Origin of the sequence: Kitasatospora sp. NPDC088779 (assembly GCF_040685395.1) — a bacterium.
In the GTDB taxonomy this organism is placed as follows: domain Bacteria; phylum Actinomycetota; class Actinomycetes; order Streptomycetales; family Streptomycetaceae; genus Kitasatospora.
This window is the reverse complement of record NZ_JBFBHW010000022.1, coordinates 1-17,081: the sequence shown is the minus strand read 5'-3', so window position 1 is coordinate 17,081 and position 17,081 is coordinate 1. Positions and strand designations below refer to the sequence as shown.

Sequence of the window (17,081 nt, the reverse complement as noted above, 5' to 3'; positions counted from 1 at the left end):
GCGCGTTAACGGAGTTCCAGCACCGAGAAGTGCCCGCCCTGCGGGTCGGACAGCCGGGCGGCGCGGCCGCGGGCGGTGTCGTGCGGTTCGACCAGGATGCGGCCGCCGAGTCCGACGGCGTGCCGGGCGGTGGCGTCGGCGTCGCGGACGGCGAAGTGGACCCGCCAGCGGGGCGGATGGCCGCGCAGTTCGGCGCGGTGCCGGATGCCGGCGACCGGTCGCCCGTGCACGAGTAGCGTGGACTCGTCGTCGGCGTTCCGGACGGGGCGGTCGAGTACCGCGGTGTAGAAGGCGACGGCGCCGTCGGTGTCGGGGGTGAGCAGTTCGGTCCAGGCCGGTCCGCCGGGTTCGGGCCCGGCCTCCCGGCCGGTGTGCTCCTCGCCCTGCCAGAGGCCGAAGACGGCGCCGGAGACGTCGGCGGCGATGGCCATCCGCCCGGCGCGTTCGGCCTGGAGCGGCCCGACGGCCACGGTTCCGCCGCAGGCGCGCACCAGTTGGGCGGTGTGGTCGGCGTCGTCGACGGCGAAGTAGCTGGTCCACTGCACCGGGAAGCCGGTGGCGGTGGAGACGCCGAGGCCGGCGACCGGTGCCCCGTCGAGTTCGGCGCGGACGTAGGCGCCGAGCTGGCCGGGGCCCGGGGTGTAGGTCCAGCCGAGCAGGTCGGCGTAGAACGCGCGGGCGCCGGCCAGGTCGTCGGTCAGCAGGCTGACCCAGCAGGGGGTGCCCTGGGCCAGTCGGAGTTCCACCGCGGGCAATGCGGGCCCCCTCATGGGTGGTTGGCGCAACGGGTGGTTGGCGCACGGAAATCCTCGCGCGCGAGGGTGATGCTTCCACTCTGGCGCGCGTCGAACCCTCGGGCCGCGCGGAAATTCCGGCAAAGACCGCACAAAGAGCGGCGGGGTGGCGGCGCTGCGCGACAATGGCCGCCATGACCACCTACAACGACGGTTCCCCGCTGATCTCCGCGGCCGGGCTGGCGCAGGCGCTCGCCTCCGCGCTCCCGCCGGTGCTGTTGGACGTGCGCTACCGGCTGGTCGGTGCCGCGCAGTCCGGCCCGGCCGCCGTCGAGGAGTACCGGGCCGGGCACCTGCCCGGCGCCCGCTTCGTCGACCTGGACCGGGACCTCGCGGCCCCGCCGGGCGCCCCAGGCCGGGGCGGCCGCCACCCGCTGCCGGACCCGGAGGAGTTCGGCGCGGCGATGCGCCGCCTGGGGGTGGACTCCGACCGCCCGGTGGTGGTGTACGACGGCGCGGCCTCGCTGGCGGCGGCCCGCGCCTGGTGGCTGCTGCGCTGGGCCGGGCACCGGGACGTCCGGGTGCTGGACGGCGGGTACGCGGCCTGGTCGGCGGCCGGACTGCCGGTGACGGCGGAGGTCCCGGCGCCGGCGGAGGGTCATTTCAAGCCGGTCCCGGGGCAGTTGCCCGTGGTGGACGCGGACGGTGCGGCGGCCTGTGCGCGCGGTGCGCTGCTGCTGGACGCCCGGGCGGGGGACCGCTACCGGGGCGAGAGCGAGCCGGTGGACCCGCGCGCCGGGCACATCCCGGGTGCGGTGTCGGCGCCGACGGCCGAGAACGTGGCGGCCGACGGGCGGTTCAGGTCGGCCGCGGAGCTGGCGGCGCGGTTCCGCGCGCTGGGCGCGGGTGAGCGGGAGACGGCGGTGTACTGCGGCTCGGGGGTGACGGCGGCGCACCAGATCCTGGCGCTGGAGGTGGCGGGCCTGCCGGCGACGCTGTACCCGGGGTCGTGGAGCGAGTGGTCGAGCGCCGAGGCCCGCCCGGTGGCGGTGACCGACCAGCCGGGCTGAGCCGGGGGCGGTCTGAGGCGGGATTTCCTGACGCGCACAGAGTGATACGGGGCGCCGGCTCAGCCGGCGCCCCGTATCACTCTGTTTCTGCTACTCCTGCTTCTTGCGCCGGCTGCCGAAGACGATCTCGTCCCAGCTGGGCACGGTGGCCCGGCGGCCGGGCCGGACGCCGTCCGCCTCGGCCTGGCGGTCGGTGGTGCCGACCAGTCGTTCGCGGTGCGGGGCGACGGCCCGCGGCATCAGGATGTCGGCGTAGGCCGAGCCCGCGCCGACCGCCGGTGCGGCGGCCGCGGCCGCCTCCTCGCTCTCCTCGGCGACCTCTGCGGGCACCGGTTCGATCGGGGCGGGGCCGACGGCGAGGTCGCCGCGGAAGGCGGGGACCACGTCGAGCAGGCTGGTCAGGGAGTCCCTGGACTCGGCGGTGGCCTCGCGGGCGGACATGATGCGGTCGGCGGAGGGCCGGTCGATCATCGGGCGGGGCGGCCGGTCCTGGGGGAGCCGGGCGATCCGCGGGATGAACGGGAAGACCGACTCCTCCTCGCGCTCGACGTTCTCGCCGATCAGCGCGCGGGCCTCGTCGTCGTTGGGCTGGACCAGGCGCCGGGGCGGGTCGTACGTCCAGGAGGCGCTGCGGCCCTCGCCGTCGGCACGGTAGGCGAGGATGACCTCCCAGGTGCCGTCGTCGCGCCGCCAGGAGTCCCAGCGTTCGGTGTCCTTCTCGGCGCCGCGCAGCGCGAGCCGCTCGGCGACGGCCTCGCCGAGCTGGGGCCCGGTGGATTCGCCGTTGCGGCGGATGGCGGTCTTTCGGGCGCGTTCGGCCATGAAGGCGCGCTCGGCGAGGACCGGACCCTCGAAGCGGCGGACCCGGTCGACGGAGATGCCGGCGGCCTGGGCGACCTCCTCGGCGGAGGCACCGGCTCGTATCCGGGCCTGGATGTCCCGGGGCCGCAGATGGCTCTCGACTTCGATCTCGATCTGGCCGAGGCGCGGACGATCCCCACGGATGGCGGCGCGCAGCCGCTCGTCGATGGGAAGGGTGTACTCCGTGCTGTCGGCAGCCTTGAGCACCAGCCGTGTGCCGTCGTTGCTGACGGCCACAACCCGCAGTTCGGGCACGGTTACCTCCCGGGTGGTGCCTGCCGACGTCACCTGCGTCGCTGCTCCCGTACTGAGTGTGGCCTGCCCGCTCGCGACTGGCCACAACCTTGCTGAGTTCCCCGGCGTGTCGGGCGTACGCCCGGTCACGCCGCTGTGGCACGGTTGCCTTTTTGCCACGCCATCCGTCGACGTCGCGCCTGGGTGCCCCGGCCGTCCTCGCACGCGGAGTGTTCGCGACGGTCCGGGACGGGCGTCGCCGTGCGTGCCTGTTCCGTGGCTCTTCGTCAAGCTACCGGTGTGGGCGCAGTCGACAAGTCGACCCAAGGCTCAGGCTTTACGAACAGTACTCCATTCGTGGCATCCGAAGGGGCGGCTCGCCGCTCAAGTCTCCCGCGATTCACGGGAATCTCAAGAGCGCATGCCCCCAACGGCGGACCACCGGCGGGTGAACGGTGATCATCTTCACATATATCGGGGCCGGAGAACCGCATTTTCGTCCCTTGTGTCCTTCTTTGGGCAAGATGGAGTGACTTGTTCGAGGAACAGTCGTACGGACCGAGGGATGTTGATGCCGGAGCGGAGCCCCGCCGAGGAGGGCGGCAAGAAGGAGCGCAAGCGGATCGATCTGAGCGTGGCTCAGGTCGCTGCGAGTGCGCTGGCCACGGTGGTGGGGGCGCTGCTCGCCTCCGAACTCGGCGTGTACGGAACGATCCTGGGTGCGGCGGTGGTCAGTGTCGGGGCCACCACCGGCGGTGCGGTGTTCCAGCACGTCTTCCGGCGCACCGGCGAGCAGCTGCGCGAGGCGGTGGTGGAGCGGGGGCCCGGCCACGCCGCGAACGGGCTGCGCCAGGTGCCGGAGCGTCCGGTGGAGCCGGCGCCGTCGGCGATCTCCTCGGAGTGGAACGAGCCGCAGGTGGTCCGGGCGCGTCGGCGGTGGACGTGGAAGACCTACGCGGCGGTGTCGGGGCTGGTGTTCGTGGTGGCGATGACGCCGATCCTGGCGTTCGAACTGGCCACCGGGCAGCCGGTGTCGGCGACGGTGAAGGGCGAGTCGGGCAACGGCACCTCCTTCGGCGGCGTGGTGAGCCCGAAGTCCTCCACCCCGCGGGAGACGCCGCCGACGGAGCGGCCCTCCACCGGCGGCGGGCGCGGCTCGGAGCCCTCGCCGTCCGGCGGTGCCTCGGCCCCGCCGACGACGCGGCCGAGCCGGGAGCCGAGCACCGGCCCGAGCGCGGGCCCGAGCGGTGGGGCCGGTGAGCACGGCGGAGGTACGGCCTCGCCCTCGGCGGGCCCGAGCATGACGCCGTCGGCCGGTTCGTCACCGACCGCGGACGGCGGGAAGCCCTCCGGCACCTCCGGCGGGGCGAGCCCGCAGCCGCCGGTGCCGAGCAACGCCCCCGCCTCCGTGGCCCCGCCGCAGCCCGCGGCGCCGACCCAGGGCGCCACCCCGTGATCAGGCGCCGAGGACCCGGCGCAGGTAGTCGTTGCCGAACACGCGCTGCGGGTCGACCTCGTCGCGCAGGGCGGTGAAGTCGCCGAAGTGCAGGTAGGCGCCGGACAGGTACTCGGCGTCCCGGGTGTGCAGCTTGCCCCAGTGCGGGCGGCCCTGGTGGGCGCACATCAGCTGCTCGACGCCGGTGAAGTAGCCCTGGTCGGCGGTGCCCCGGTAGAGGTGGACGGCGATGTAGGCGCTGTCCCGGCCGGAGGCGGTGGAGAACCAGAGGTCGTCGGCGGGGGCGAAGCGCACCTCCACCGGGAAGCCGACCTTCCAGTCGGAGCGCTCGACCAGGGCCTTCAGCTCGCGCAGCACTCCGGCGACGGCCGCGCGCGGCACCGCGTACTCCATCTCCACGAAGCGCACCTTGCGCGGGCTGGTGAACACCCGGTGCGCCGTGTCGGTGTAGCTGCGGTCGGACCAGGCGCGGCTGGCCAGCGAGGCGATGGCGGGGATGCTGGCGGGGAAGCGCCGGCCGACCCGGCAGGCGCCCTCCCAGACGGTGTTGGAGAGGAAGTCGTCCTCCAGCCACTCCTTGAACCGGGGCAGCGGGGCGGCCGGGCCCTGGCTGCGGTTGTTGCGTTTGGTGGCGCAGCGGTCGGTGTGCGGGAACCAGTAGAACTCGAAGTGCTCGTTGACCGCGGTGAGGTCGTCCAGCCGTTCCAGCACCTCGTCGAAGGCCATCGGCTGTTCGTGCGCGGTGAGCAGGAAGGCCGGTTCGACGGCGAAGGTCAGCGCGGTGATCACGCCGAGGGCGCCGAGGCCGAGCCGGGCGCCCTGGAAGAGCCGGGGGTGCTCGGTGGGGGAGCAGCGCCGGACGCTGCCGTCGGCGAGGACGATCTCCAGGGCGCGGATCTGGGCGGCGAGCGAGCCGGAGTCGCGGCCGGTGCCGTGGGTGCCGGTGCTGGTGGCGCCGGCCACGGTCTGCACCTCGATGTCGCCCATGTTGGTGAGGGAGAGGCCCTCGGCGGCGAGGATCCGGTTGAGCCGGGCGAGCGGGAGGCCGGACTCGACGGTGATGGTGCCGGCCTCGCGGTCGATCTCGCGGACGGCGGTGAGCGCGTGCGGGTGGAGCAGGACGCCGTCGCCGGCGGAGGCGATCGAGGTGAAGGAGTGGCCGGAGCCGACGGCCTTGACGGTGCGGCCCTGTTCGGCGGCGCGCAGGATCTCCTTGGCCAGTTCCTCCGCGGTGCCGGGGGTGGCGGCCCGGGTGGGCCGGGCGCTCTGGTTCCCGGCCCAGTTGGTCCACCGGGTGGGGGTCGCGGTACTGGCCTGGGGCATGGCGCCGCCTCCTGCTCCGTGGCCGACCGGGGTCGGCGCGGTCCGGGGCGGTGGGGGCCGCCCTACCCGCGGGTAGGCCCGTGGGTAGGGAGAGATTAGTCAGTTCACCGTTCGAGGTCTACGGTCTGTTCGGCCGCTTCGGCGGGCTCGTCGGCGGTCTGCTCGGAGGCGAGCCCGGCGCGCAGGCGGCCGAGCCCGGCGAGCGCGGTGACCACGCCGAAGACCCCGGCGGTCAGCGGCACCCAGTAGCCCGCGGCGGAGCCGGCGGCGTCCACCACCCAGCCGCCGGCGGAGGAGCCGACGGCGACGCCGAGGGCGAGCCCGGTGGTCGTCCAGGTCATGCCCTCGGTCAGCTGGGCGGCCGGGACGAGCCGTTCGACCAGGGCCATCGCGGTGATCAGGGTGGGGGAGATGGCGATGCCCGCGATCAGCAGCGCGCCGCCGACCGCGATCAGGCCGCCGACTCCGTGCACCGACTCGGCGACCAGCAGCAGTGGCGCCATGCTGAGCGCCATGAACAGGACGCCGGCGAAGAAGCGGCCGGCCATCGAGCCGGTGAGCTTGAGGGTGCCGAAGACCACGCCGGCCAGGCAGGAGCCGAGCGCCCACAGCGCGAGGATCACGCTGGCGATGGACTTGTGCCCCTGGGTCTCGGAGTAGGCGACGGTGACGACCTCGACGGAGCCGAAGATCGCGCCGGTGGCGACGAAAGTGAGGATCAGCACCTGGAGGCCGCGGTTGAGGATCACCGAGCCGCCGACGTGCCGGGCGCCCGGGTGGACCGGCGGTTCGGTGGCGCGCTGCCCGGCGAACAGCAGGACGCCGACGGCGAGGAAGACCCCGGCGAGCAGGACGCCGGCCTCGGGGAAGACGGAGGTGGCCAGGCCGATCGAGAGGATCGGGCCGACGATGAAGCAGACCTCGTCGACGACGGCCTCGAAGGAGTACGCGGTGTGCAGCTTGGGGGCGTCGTCGCGGTACAGGTGGGCCCAGCGGGCGCGGACCATCGCGCCGGTGCTCGGCATGACGCCCATCCCGGCCGCGAAGACGAAGAGCGTCCAGTCCGGCGCCTTGAACCGGGCGCACAGCAGCAGGCCGACCACGGCGACGATGGTGAGCGCCATGGCCGGGACGATTATTCGGCGCTGCCCGTGCCGGTCCACCAGCCGGGAGACCTGCGGGCCGAGCAGCGCGGCGGAGATCGCCAGGGTCGCCGACACCAGGCCCGCCACCCCGTAGGAGCCTCTGAGCTGGGAGAGCATGGTCACGATGCCGATGCCGGTCATGGAGATCGGCAGCCGGGAGACGAAGCCGGTGGTGGAGAAGGCCAGACTGCCGGGGGAGGCGAATATCTGGCGGTAGCTGGACAGCACGGGAGCTCCGCGGGGGTAAGGAACGAGGCTGGTCAACACAGCTTACGTACCTTGGCAAACAGTATTTTCCGGACACCCTCGCAGCCCCGACGGGGGTCTCCGGCCCCTCAATGGCAGGATCGGTGCCATGTCCGACGCGCGCAAACCCTCACCGTCCGGCGCCGCCCCGGCAGCGCCGCAGCCGTACGACGCCCTGCTGCTGCTCTCCTTCGGCGGGCCCGAGGCCCCCGAGGACGTCGTCCCGTTCCTGGAGAACGTGACCCGGGGCCGCGGCATCCCCAAGGAGCGGCTGAAGGAGGTCGGCAAGCACTACTTCCTGTTCGGCGGGGTCAGCCCGATCAACGAGCAGAACCGCGAACTGCTCGCCGCGCTGCGCAAGGACTTCGCCGAGCACGGCCTGGACCTGCCGGTCTACTGGGGCAACCGGAACTGGGCGCCCTACCTGGTGGACACTCTGCGCGAACTGGCCGCCGACGGCCACCGCCGCGTCGCCGTCCTCGCCACCAGCGCCTACGCCGGCTTCTCGGGCTGCCGCCAGTACCGGGAGAACCTGGCCGACGCGCTGGCCGCCCTCGCCGCCGAGGGCCTGCCCGAGCTGCGGGTCGACAAGTTGCGGCACTTCTACAACCACCCCGGCTTCGTCCAGCCGATGATCGACGCCACCCTGGCAGCCCTGGCGCGGCTGCCCGAGGACGTCCGGGCCGGCGCCCGGCTGGCGTTCACCACCCACTCCATCCCGGACACCATGGCCGAGACCTCCGGTGCCCCGGACGACCCGGCCCGCGGCCGCCCCGGCGGCGCGTACGTCGCCCAGCACCTGGACGTCGCCCGGCTGATCGCCGGGGCCGTCGCCGAACGCACCGGCGTCGCGGACCGGCCCTGGGAGCTGGTGTTCCAGAGCCGCAGCGGCGCCCCGCACACGCCGTGGCTGGAACCGGACATCTGCGACCACCTGGAGGCCCAGCACGCCGACGGCGCGCCCGCCGTGGTGATGGTCCCGATCGGCTTCGTCTCCGACCACATGGAGGTCAAGTACGACCTCGACACCGAGGCCGTCGCCAAGGCCGCCGAACTCGGCCTGCCGGTGGCCCGCGCCGCCACCGTCGGCGCCGACCCGCGGTTCACCGCCGCGGTGCGCGAACTGGTCCTGGAACGGGCCGCCGCCGAGCGCGGCGAGCCGGTGAACCGCTGCGCCCTCGGCGCGCTCGGCCCCAGCCACGACGTGTGCGCCGTGGCCTGCTGCCCCAACCCGCGAGCCCCCCGCCCGGCCGCCGCCGAGCGCTGACCGTCCGTCCCGCTTTCCCGGAGGAGAGACCCGTGCCCACTCCCGCCCTGCCCGACGACCGGCTCCTCGACGACCTGCTGGAGGTCGCCCTGGACGCGGCCCGGCAGGCCGGCGCCCTGCTGCGTGACGGCCGGCCCGCCGACCTCGGCGTGGCCGGCACCAAGAGCAGCCCGGTCGACGTGGTGACCGAGATGGACCTCGCCTCCGAGAAACTCGTCCTGGAACTGATCACCGAGCGCCGCCCCGAGGACGGCTACCTCGGCGAGGAGGGCGCCGAGCGGCCCGGCACCAGCGGGGTGCGCTGGGTCGTCGACCCGCTCGACGGCACGGTCAACTACCTGTACGGGCTGCCCTCCTGGGCGGTCAGCGTGGCCGCCGAGCTGGACGGCCGGGCGGTCGTCGGCGTGGTGTTCGCGCCGGCCCGCGGCGAGCTGTTCCACGCCGTCCTCGGGCGCGGCGCCCGGCTCGACGGCCGGCCGCTCTCCACCCGCCCGGCCCCGCCGTGGGGCCAGGCGCTGATCGGCACCGGCTTCAACTACGTCCAGTCGGTGCGGACCCGACAGGCCGAGGTGCTGCTGTCCCTGATGCCCGAGGTGCGGGACATCCGCCGGGGCGGGGCCGCCGCGGTGGACCTGTGCGACGTCGCCGCCGGGCGGCTGGACGGCTACTACGAGCGCGGCCTCGCCCCCTGGGACCGCGCGGCCGGCTGCCTGATCGCCGCCGAGGCCGGGGCCCTGGTCGGCGGCCGTCCCGGGCACGGCCCGGACGGCGAGCTGACCGTGGCCGCCGCGCCGGGCGTGTACCAGCCGTTGCAGGAGCGACTGGCCGCACTGCGCGCCTGGGCGGACTGAGGACACGCCCTGGGCCCTTGGACGGTCCTGGACAGCGAAGAGCCCTGGCATACGGGGGATGCCAGGGCCTGGGATTTTCGCACGACCCCCGCAGGGCCGCTGGTGCCGGAGGTCCGGCGTCGGGTCGGAAGGTCGGGTGGATCAGGCGGCGGTGCGGTGGCGCTCCAGCACGGTGTCCACGCCGTGCTCGGCGGCGAGCCGGCGGAGGTCGTCCAGCTCGGACTGCTCCACCTCGGCGAGGAACTCGTCCCCGGCCTCGATCGCGCGGTGCAGATCCTGCTCGGCGTTGGCTATGCGCTGCAGGATTCCGGCCTTGAAGGCGTCCATACGGGCCCCCTTACTGTGTCGGACGTGCACGGTCGTACGTTCTCCGCCCCGAGGAGGTGTGGCCAGCGGCAGCGCCCCGTCCGGCAGATCGTGAATCTCCGGTCGAGCGCGGAGACGGCCTTCGGCCGCTCCCGGTGACGTCCCAGCCCCAGGGCCGGCGCGGATGAACGCACGGCGGGTGGGTGCGATCGGCCAACAGCCAGATCGCGGGTGTGAAGCTGTCCTCCCCGCCGGGGAGATGGGGAAACCTTCCGGCCCGAGAAAGTTGCCTGTGTCACAGTCCAACCGGACTGGTCCCGACACGAACGGTCATCACCCGCTGCCAACGCTCCGTGCCTGAGCGGCAGCTTATCGCTGCTTTACCGGCGGACCAGGCAGGATGGGGGCACCGTCGGAGCCGCGCGTCCGCTTCCGGGGCCGGCCTGGAGAAGGGACAACGATCGTGCGGGTTCTCGTCGTCGAGGACGAGCAGCTGCTCGCCGAGGCTGTCGCCACCGGCCTGCGCCGCGAGGCGATGGCCGTCGACGTGGTGTACGACGGGGAGGCCGCGCTCCAGCGCATCGCGGTCAACGACTACGACGTCGTGGTCCTGGACCGCGACCTCCCGCTGGTCCACGGCGACGACGTCTGCCGCAAGGTGGTCGAACAGGGCCTGGCCACCCGGGTGATCATGCTGACCGCCTCCGGCGACATCAGCGACCGGGTCGAGGGCCTGGAGATCGGCGCGGACGACTACCTTCCGAAGCCGTTCGCCTTCAGCGAACTCGTCGCCCGGGTAAGGGCGCTGGGCCGCCGCGCGACCGTTCCGCTGCCCCCGGTGCTGGAGCGGGCCGGCATCTCGCTCGACCCGGGCCGCCGCGAGGTGATCCGCGAGGGCCGCACCGTCCAGCTCGCCCCCAAGGAGTTCGCCGTCCTGGAGGTGCTGATGCGGGCCGGCGGCGCCGTCGTCTCCGCCGAGCAGCTGCTGGAGAAGGCCTGGGACGAGCACACCGACCCGTTCACCAACGTCGTGCGCGTCACCGTGATGACGCTGCGCCGCAAGCTCGGTGACCCGCCGGTGATCATCACCGTCCCGGGCTCCGGCTACCGGATCTGACCGGATCTGACCGGACGCGCCGGACCACCTGACCGGATCCGAGCGGACCGGATCCGTTCGCCGGACCCGGTCGGGCTCCCCCCACCCCGCGCCCGCCCCGGCGGACGCCCCGAGAGGACCATCATGACCACCCCGCCCCCGGCCGGCGGGCCCTCCGGCGCGCCTGCCGGCGGCCCGCGCGCCGTACCGCCCAAGCCCCAGCACCCCCCGCGCGCGCCCCAGTCCGGACGCTACGCACCCGGCGACGGCATGCTCGCCTGGCTGCCCTTCCGGCCGACCATCCGGATGCGGCTCACCCTGCTCTACGGCGGCATGTTCCTGATGGCCGGCGTGGTCCTGCTGCTGCTGATGTACGTGTTCTTCCAGGACGCCGTGAACAACCTGGCGCCGCGCACGTTCCAGTTCGACGGCAGCCTGCGGGTCAACGGTGTCCCGATGAACAGCGCGCAGTTCAACCAGGAGCAGGCCGGCGACTACCTGCTGCGCTCCAACTCGGCGCTCAACACCCTGCTGCGCAAGTCGCTCACGATGCTGGTCTGCCTCGCCGTGATCGCCTTCGCGGCCGGCTACGCGCTGGCCGGCCGGGTGCTGCGCCCGCTCGGCCGGATCACCCGCACCGCCCGCGACGTCGCCTCCTCCGACCTGCACCGGCGGATCGAGCTGGACGGGCCGGACGACGAGCTCAAGGAACTCGCCGACACCTTCGACGACATGCTGGACCGGTTGGACCGGTCCTTCGACTCCCAGCGCCGCTTCGTCGCCAACGCCTCGCACGAACTGCGCACCCCGCTGGCGATCAACCGCACCCTGCTGGAGGTCCAGCTCTCCGACCCGGCCGCCTCGCCCGACCTCCAGCAGCTCGGCAAGACCCTGCTGGCCACCAACGAGCGCAGCGAACAGCTGGTGGAGGGCCTGCTGCTGCTCGCCCGCAGCGAGAACGAGCTGACCGACCGCCGCCCGGTGGAGCTCTCCGAGGTGGCCACCCGAGCCCTGGAGCAGACCAGGGCCGAGGCGGACCGGCGCGAGGTCGAGCTGCGCTCCAAGCTCGCTCCGGCCGTGGTCGCGGGCAACGGCGTGCTGCTGGAGCGACTGGCGCTCAACCTGCTGCAGAACGCCGTCCGGTACAACACCCCCGGCGGCTGGGTCGAGCTGGCCACCGCCGAGGTGCCCGGCGGCGGCGAGCTGGTGGTGTCCAACACCGGCCCGGTGGTGCCCGGCTACGAGCTGGAGCACATCTTCGAGCCGTTCCGCCGGGTCAAGGGCGCCGACCGCACCCGCAGCGACAAGGGGGTCGGGCTCGGCCTGTCCATCGTCCGCTCGGTGGTGCGCGCCCACGGTGGCACCATCGAGGCCACTGCGCGCTCCGGTGGCGGCCTCACCATGCGGGTCCGGATCCCCAACCCCTGACCCCGCCCGCCGGGCCCCTCCCGGGCCCGCCGCGCCCTCCCCGCCGCCGCGCTCCGTAAGCGACCGTTCACCGCCGCCCCGTCAGGCCCGTCAAGACGACATAAGGCCTGGCGGGGGCGGCTTGTCATTTCCCGCCCGGGCAACTTACGGTGTCGTAACCTACGGAACCGTAAGTGCGTCGCAGACGTGCCCGCCCAACGCGCCCGTCCCGCGCGTGCCGTCCCCCAGGAGCAAGACCGTGACCATCGCCCCTGTGCAGAGCAGCGCCTCCCTCGGATCGACCGGCTGGACCGACGCCCGGCTGATCCTGGCCCTCGAAGAGGTCGTGGAGAAGGAGCTCAACCGCCACCTCGCCGTGGCCAAGGAGTGGATGCCGCACGAGTTCGTGCCGTGGAGCCAGGGCCGTGACTTCGACGGCGTGCTGGGCGGCGACGCCTGGGCCGTCGAGCAGTCCCAGGTGACGCCGCTCGGCCGGGTGTCGCTGGTGGTGAACCTGCTGACCGAGGACAACCTCCCCAGCTACCACCACGAGATCGCCAGCATGTTCGGCCGCGAGGGCGCCTGGGGCACCTGGGTGCACCGCTGGACCGCCGAGGAGGGCCGGCACGGGATAGCGATTCGCGACTTCCTGCTCGCCACCCGGGCCGTCGACCCGGTGGAGCTGGAGCGGGCCCGGATGAGCCACATGTCCGAGGGCTTCGAGTCCGACAACGCGCACAGCATGCTGCAGTCGGTCGCGTACGTGGCCTTCCAGGAGCTCGCCACCCGCATCTCGCACCGCAACACCGGCAAGTACGCCGGCGACCCGCTCTGCGACCAACTGCTGGCGAAGATCGCCAACGACGAGAACCTCCACATGGTCTTCTACCGGAACCTGCTGAAGGCCGCCCTGGAGATCGCCCCCGACCAGGCCATGCGGGCCGTGGCCGACGTGGTCACCGACTTCCGGATGCCCGGCCACGGCATCCCCGGCTTCGAGCGGGCCGCCGCGCAGATCGCCCTCGGCGGGGTCTACAACCTGCGCATCCACCACGACGACGTGCTGCAGCCGGTGCTGCGCCACCTGCGCGTGATGGAGATCGGCGGCCTCGGCCCGGAGGGCCTGCTGGCGCAGAACGAGCTCGGCGTCTTCCTGGACGAGCTGGACGGCCAGGCGCGCAAGTTCGAGGAGCGCCAGGCCGCGATCCTGGCCCGTCGGGCCGCGCGCCGGAGCACCGACTAGGGTGTTCGACGGAGCAGCCGAAGTGGGTGGATTTTCCGTGGTTTGCCCTGGAAGATTCTGAACGTGACCAAGCTCACATCGTGTCGCTCCGTGACTTCACCCGACCTCGGAGAGTGATCACCCGAACTGGGGTGCCGATCGCAGTCCGTGACCGGATTTCAGGTCCGCACCCGGCCGGATGATTGGCCGGCACCCCAGGTGGGCAAGGGAACGGACGAGCATCAGTGCGGCCCGTGCTCACTGTGAGTGGCCGCTGAGCGGATGCTGGAGGAGGCTGGCGATGGCCCAGCGTGAGGCCTCCCGCAGCCTGGTGGATCACCCCAACGGACCCCTGGCTGAGTGTCGATTGAGTAACAGGGCTTGAAGTAAGGCAAAATCTCCGCCTCGGGTCGGGCACAAGACCGACCCCCCATGCGTTACGTGCGCTGGAGATACCGCACACACCGCACAAACCCGGAGGGGGAGAGCGAACAATGGCAACGGACTACGACACCCCACGCAAGACCGACGACGAGCTCAACGAAGACAGCATCGAGGAACTCAAGGCTCGGCGGAACGACAAGGGCGGCGGCTCTGTCGACGTCGACGAGTTCGATGCGGCCGAGGGCATGGAGCTCCCGGGCGCGGACCTCTCGAACGAGGAGCTCGCGGTCCGGGTGCTGCCGAAGCAGGCCGACGAGTTCACCTGCATGAGCTGCTTCCTGGTGCACCACCGCAGTCAGCTGTACAGCGAGAAGAACGGCAACCCGATCTGCCGGGACTGCGGCGCCTGAGCACCGCGGCGGACAGGGCCCGGCACCCGCGGCTTCCGCGGGGCCGGCACAGCGCCCCTTCCGGCCCCGGGCAGCGGGGCCGGACGGCAGGTCCGGTCGCCGTCCTGACGGACGGCACCGGGAGGACGGGGTCGGCCATGAGCACGTCGGCCGGCACAAAGTCGTAGGGACGGTCCCGCATCAGCGGAACCGTCCCTCTCCGTTTTTTCGGGCCTGTGCGCGTTCCGGGGCTGCCCCAGGTGTGCGCGGGTCCCTCCGCCAGGTGCTGTCCCGGCAGGGTCGGCCGGACAGGCCCTAGGTGCGGGCGCCGCGACGGGCCTCCTCCAGCGCCTCCGCCAGCTTCATCGGCGAGCGGGTCGACAGGTAGAGGTAGGGCGTCGGGTCGGACGGGTCGGTCACCTCGATCCGCAGCGCCGTCGGGACGTAGCTGCGCAGCAGCATGAAGGCGCGCGGGTTGGCCTTCGGCCCGCGCCAGGCCACCGCCTCGGCGGGGCTCAGCGGGTGCGCGGTGCCCAGGGCGTCCACCGGGATCCGGGCCGGCCCGGCCACCAGCGAGCCCTGCACCACGCGGATCCGGACCGAGCCGTAGCTGCTGATCGCGACCGCGCCGGCGGCGATGCCGACCACCAGCCCGACCAGCGCGGCCAGACCACTGACCCGCAGCAGGATCAGGGCGAGCGTGAGCCCGGTCGCGACCGGGAGCAGCCACCAGGAGCGCGGCACCGTGAGGCGTTCGTCGTACATGCCCCCATTGTGGGCGCCCTGACGCCGGTAGCGGGACGCCACCCCCACCGGCCGCGCGCCTACCCCTGGGTAGGCTGGGGCCCCGTGACCGGTTCGACCACCCCCACCGCCCCCGCCGACCGGCCGGCGCCCGCCGCGCTGCCGCCGTCCCCGACCACCCCGCCGCCGGACGCCGTACTGCCGCCGCGCGCCCCCGAGGCGCCCGCCCCCGGCACCCGGCTCGGCTCCCACTACGAGCACTGCTTCGGCTGCGGACCGCAACACCCCGGCGGGCTGCGGATCGACGCGGTCGCCGGCGAGGGACTCGACGTCACCGCCGAGTTCGCCGTCCGGGACGTCCACCAGGGCGGTCCGGGCCTGGCCCACGGCGGAGTGCTGACCACCGCCATGGACGAGACCCTCGGCACGCTCAACTGGCTGCTGCACGCCCCCGCCGTCACCGGCCGGCTGGAGACCGACTTCCTCTGCCCCGTCCCGGTCGACTCGGTGCTGCACCTGCGCGCCTGGGTCACCGGCGTCCACGGCCGCAAGATCTACAGCGCCGCCGAGGCGCGCATCGGCGGCCCCGACGGACCGGTCGCGGTGCGTGCGCAGGCGCTCTTCATCCAGGTGAAGCTGGAACACTTCACCACGCACGGTCGTCCCGAGGACATCGAGAAGGTCCTCGACGACCCGGATCTGATGAAGCGCGCACGAGCCTTTGAGGTGAACCCTTGAGCAACACCCCCCGCCCGCCGCTGGACGTCCTGATCAGGCGCACCGACCCCGAGTTGCCGCTGCCCGCCTACGCGCAGCCCGGCGACGCGGGAGCCGATCTGCGCACCACCGTGGACGCCGAGCTGGCCCCCGGTGAGCGGGCCGTCCTGCCCACCGGCATCGCGATCGCCCTCCCGGACGGCTACGCGGCCTTCGTCCACCCCCGGTCCGGGCTGGCAGCTCGTTGCGGAGTTGCTCTCGTGAACGCCCCGGGGACGGTCGATGCCGGGTACCGTGGAGAGATCAAGGTGATCGTCGTCAATCTGGACCCGCGCGAGGGGGTCAGCTTCCGCCGAGGGGACCGGATCGCCCAGCTGGTGATCCAGCAGGTCGAGAAGGCCCGCTTCCACGAGGTGGCCGAGCTGCCTGGGTCGGCACGTGCCGAGGGCGGGTTCGGGTCGACCGGCGGCCACGCCGCGGTCTAGCATTCCCGCGGCCTCGCAGGAAGCCGAGCAGGTATTCGCATCGGTCTTGGACCGGGAAGGACAGTGACCGTGTTCCGTCGTCGCCAGAAGAGCGAGGACGCTGTCGAGCAGCTCGCCGACGACGCCATCAGCGCCGACGAGACGGCCGATGACGTCGAAGGTTCCGCCGAGAGCGAGAACGTGACCGAGCTGGACCCGTCCGACAAGGTCGGCCTGCCGCCGGCCCCGCGGCCGGACGGTCCGTGGGACCACTCCGAGCTGGAGAACCCCGAGGAGGGGCGAGTGGACCTCGGGGGTCTGCTGGTCCCCGGCGTCGAGGGCATGGAGCTGCGGGTGGAGGTCGCCGGTGACGCGATCGTCGCCGCGACCCTCGTCCTCGGCAACAGCGCCATCCAGCTGCAGGCCTTCGCCGCTCCCAAGTCGGAGGGCATCTGGGGGGAGGTCCGGGAGGAGATCGCCAACGGCATCACCGCGCAGGGCGGCCTCATCGAGGAGGAGGAGGGCCCGCTCGGCTGGCACCTCCGTGCGCAGGTCCCGGTGCAGCTGCCGGACGGCACCCAGGGCGTACAGCTGGTGCGCTTCGTCGGTTGCGACGGCCCGCGCTGGTTCCTGCGGGGTGTGATCTCGGGCCAGGCCGCCGTGCAGCCGGAAATGGCCGGGATCCTGGAACAGGTCTTCCAGCAGACGGTCGTCGTCCGGGGCGAGAGCCCGATGGCGCCCCGCGACCCGATCGTGCTGAAGCTCCCCGAGGACGCCCAGATGGTCGCCGACGGCGGCGGTACGGCTGCGGCGGCCGGCGAGGGCGACAACCGTTTCGGCAGCGCGGCCCTCGACCCGTTCGCCCGCGGTCCGGAGATCACCGAGGTCCGCTGACCTGGTCCGCGTCGCACTGATCGCCCCTGCCCGGGACCCCGGGCGGGGGCGATTTGCATGTGGCGGTCCTGTCCCCGTACAGTTCCGGAGTCGCCGCGAGAGAGCGGGGGCAAGCGGAAAGCGAATTCCGATGAATGAAACTCCGGAAAACGGAGCGGAAAACATCTGATAAGCTTGAAACACGAAAGAACGAAGCGCCCGGAGGGCCCGCTGGAAGGCGGTCCGAAGGAAGTGTCCGTTCCTTGAGAACTCAACAGCGTGCCAAAAGTCA

General features: G+C 73.0%; 17 protein-coding genes. 11 read left to right on the top strand and 6 right to left on the bottom strand.

The genetic code is table 11. The annotated features are described in order from the left end of the window. Positions 1-5: 5 nt before the first annotated feature. Complete coding sequence (locus AB0P03_RS21790; RefSeq protein WP_363630317.1) at positions 6-746, bottom strand: VOC family protein; 741 nt, start codon at positions 744-746, stop codon at positions 6-8. 182 nt (positions 747-928) lie between these two features. Between AB0P03_RS21790 and AB0P03_RS21785 the strand changes: the two genes are divergently transcribed. Beyond that, positions 929-1,804: a sulfurtransferase gene (locus tag AB0P03_RS21785; protein WP_363630315.1), complete on the top strand. Its 876-nt coding sequence runs from the start codon at positions 929-931 to the stop codon at positions 1,802-1,804. Positions 1,805-1,894: 90 nt separating this feature from the next. On the opposite strand, the gene sepH is transcribed toward AB0P03_RS21785, so the two are convergent. Then, the gene (gene sepH, locus AB0P03_RS21780; RefSeq protein ID WP_363630313.1) at positions 1,895-2,953 is read right to left on the bottom strand and encodes a septation protein SepH; all 1,059 of its coding nucleotides are present in this window, start codon (positions 2,951-2,953) and stop codon (positions 1,895-1,897) included. Positions 2,954-3,470: 517 nt separating this feature from the next. Between sepH and AB0P03_RS21775 the strand changes: the two genes are divergently transcribed. Next, positions 3,471-4,355: a hypothetical protein gene (locus AB0P03_RS21775; RefSeq protein WP_363584475.1), complete on the top strand. Its 885-nt coding sequence runs from the start codon at positions 3,471-3,473 to the stop codon at positions 4,353-4,355. Here AB0P03_RS21775 and AB0P03_RS21770 read toward each other — a convergent pair whose 3' ends face one another. Together AB0P03_RS21770 and AB0P03_RS21765 are read right to left on the bottom strand one after the other, a co-directional pair. Then, positions 4,356-5,678, bottom strand: coding sequence for a D-arabinono-1,4-lactone oxidase (locus tag AB0P03_RS21770; RefSeq protein ID WP_363630311.1), 1,323 nt, complete (start codon positions 5,676-5,678; stop codon positions 4,356-4,358). It abuts the gene before it with no gap. 104 nt (positions 5,679-5,782) lie between these two features. After that, entirely contained in the window at positions 5,783-7,051 is a 1,269-nt protein-coding gene (locus tag AB0P03_RS21765; protein ID WP_363584471.1) for an MFS transporter, read from the bottom strand. Positions 7,052-7,178: 127 nt separating this feature from the next. Here AB0P03_RS21765 and AB0P03_RS21760 point away from each other — a divergent pair, with 127 nt between their 5' ends. Further along, a complete protein-coding gene (locus AB0P03_RS21760) occupies positions 7,179-8,336 on the top strand; it encodes a ferrochelatase (protein WP_363584469.1) in 1,158 nt (385 codons plus the stop codon). A gap of 32 nt (positions 8,337-8,368) precedes the next feature. Further along, a complete protein-coding gene (locus AB0P03_RS21755) occupies positions 8,369-9,187 on the top strand; it encodes an inositol monophosphatase family protein (RefSeq protein WP_363623268.1) in 819 nt (272 codons plus the stop codon). A gap of 141 nt (positions 9,188-9,328) precedes the next feature. Here the strand turns inward: AB0P03_RS21755 and AB0P03_RS21750 are convergent, their stop codons facing one another. Further along, the gene (locus AB0P03_RS21750) at positions 9,329-9,514 is read right to left on the bottom strand and encodes a hypothetical protein (RefSeq protein WP_030057688.1); all 186 of its coding nucleotides are present in this window, start codon (positions 9,512-9,514) and stop codon (positions 9,329-9,331) included. A 442-nt stretch (positions 9,515-9,956) separates the two neighbouring features. Here AB0P03_RS21750 and AB0P03_RS21745 point away from each other — a divergent pair, with 442 nt between their 5' ends. From AB0P03_RS21745 to AB0P03_RS21730, 4 genes are all read left to right on the top strand, one after another. Then, entirely contained in the window at positions 9,957-10,610 is a 654-nt protein-coding gene (locus AB0P03_RS21745) for a response regulator transcription factor (RefSeq protein ID WP_188296105.1), read from the top strand. A gap of 123 nt (positions 10,611-10,733) precedes the next feature. Beyond that, the gene (locus AB0P03_RS21740) at positions 10,734-12,017 is read left to right on the top strand and encodes a HAMP domain-containing sensor histidine kinase (RefSeq protein WP_363630309.1); all 1,284 of its coding nucleotides are present in this window, start codon (positions 10,734-10,736) and stop codon (positions 12,015-12,017) included. A 238-nt stretch (positions 12,018-12,255) separates the two neighbouring features. Further along, on the top strand, positions 12,256-13,239 hold the full coding sequence (locus AB0P03_RS21735) for an acyl-ACP desaturase (RefSeq protein ID WP_363630308.1): 984 nt from the start codon (positions 12,256-12,258) through the stop codon (positions 13,237-13,239). Positions 13,240-13,712: 473 nt separating this feature from the next. Beyond that, positions 13,713-14,012: a DUF4193 domain-containing protein gene (locus AB0P03_RS21730; protein WP_030057692.1), complete on the top strand. Its 300-nt coding sequence runs from the start codon at positions 13,713-13,715 to the stop codon at positions 14,010-14,012. 294 nt (positions 14,013-14,306) lie between these two features. On the opposite strand, the gene AB0P03_RS21725 is transcribed toward AB0P03_RS21730, so the two are convergent. Next, a complete protein-coding gene (locus AB0P03_RS21725) occupies positions 14,307-14,756 on the bottom strand; it encodes a DUF3093 domain-containing protein (protein WP_350880051.1) in 450 nt (149 codons plus the stop codon). A gap of 138 nt (positions 14,757-14,894) precedes the next feature. Between AB0P03_RS21725 and AB0P03_RS21720 the strand changes: the two genes are divergently transcribed. The 3 genes from AB0P03_RS21720 to AB0P03_RS21710 all read left to right on the top strand — a co-directional run bounded on the left by AB0P03_RS21720 (position 14,895) and on the right by AB0P03_RS21710 (position 16,810). Continuing rightward, positions 14,895-15,473 carry a PaaI family thioesterase gene (locus tag AB0P03_RS21720; RefSeq protein WP_063351415.1) on the top strand — a complete coding sequence of 193 codons (579 nt, stop codon included), beginning with the start codon at positions 14,895-14,897 and terminating at the stop codon, positions 15,471-15,473. Beyond that, positions 15,470-15,937 carry a dUTP diphosphatase gene (gene dut, locus AB0P03_RS21715; protein ID WP_363584461.1) on the top strand — a complete coding sequence of 156 codons (468 nt, stop codon included), beginning with the start codon at positions 15,470-15,472 and terminating at the stop codon, positions 15,935-15,937. Before AB0P03_RS21720 ends, dut begins: the two co-directional genes overlap by 4 nt. 69 nt (positions 15,938-16,006) lie before the next feature. Next, entirely contained in the window at positions 16,007-16,810 is an 804-nt protein-coding gene (locus AB0P03_RS21710) for a DUF3710 domain-containing protein (RefSeq protein WP_363584459.1), read from the top strand. Positions 16,811-17,081 lie beyond the last annotated feature (271 nt).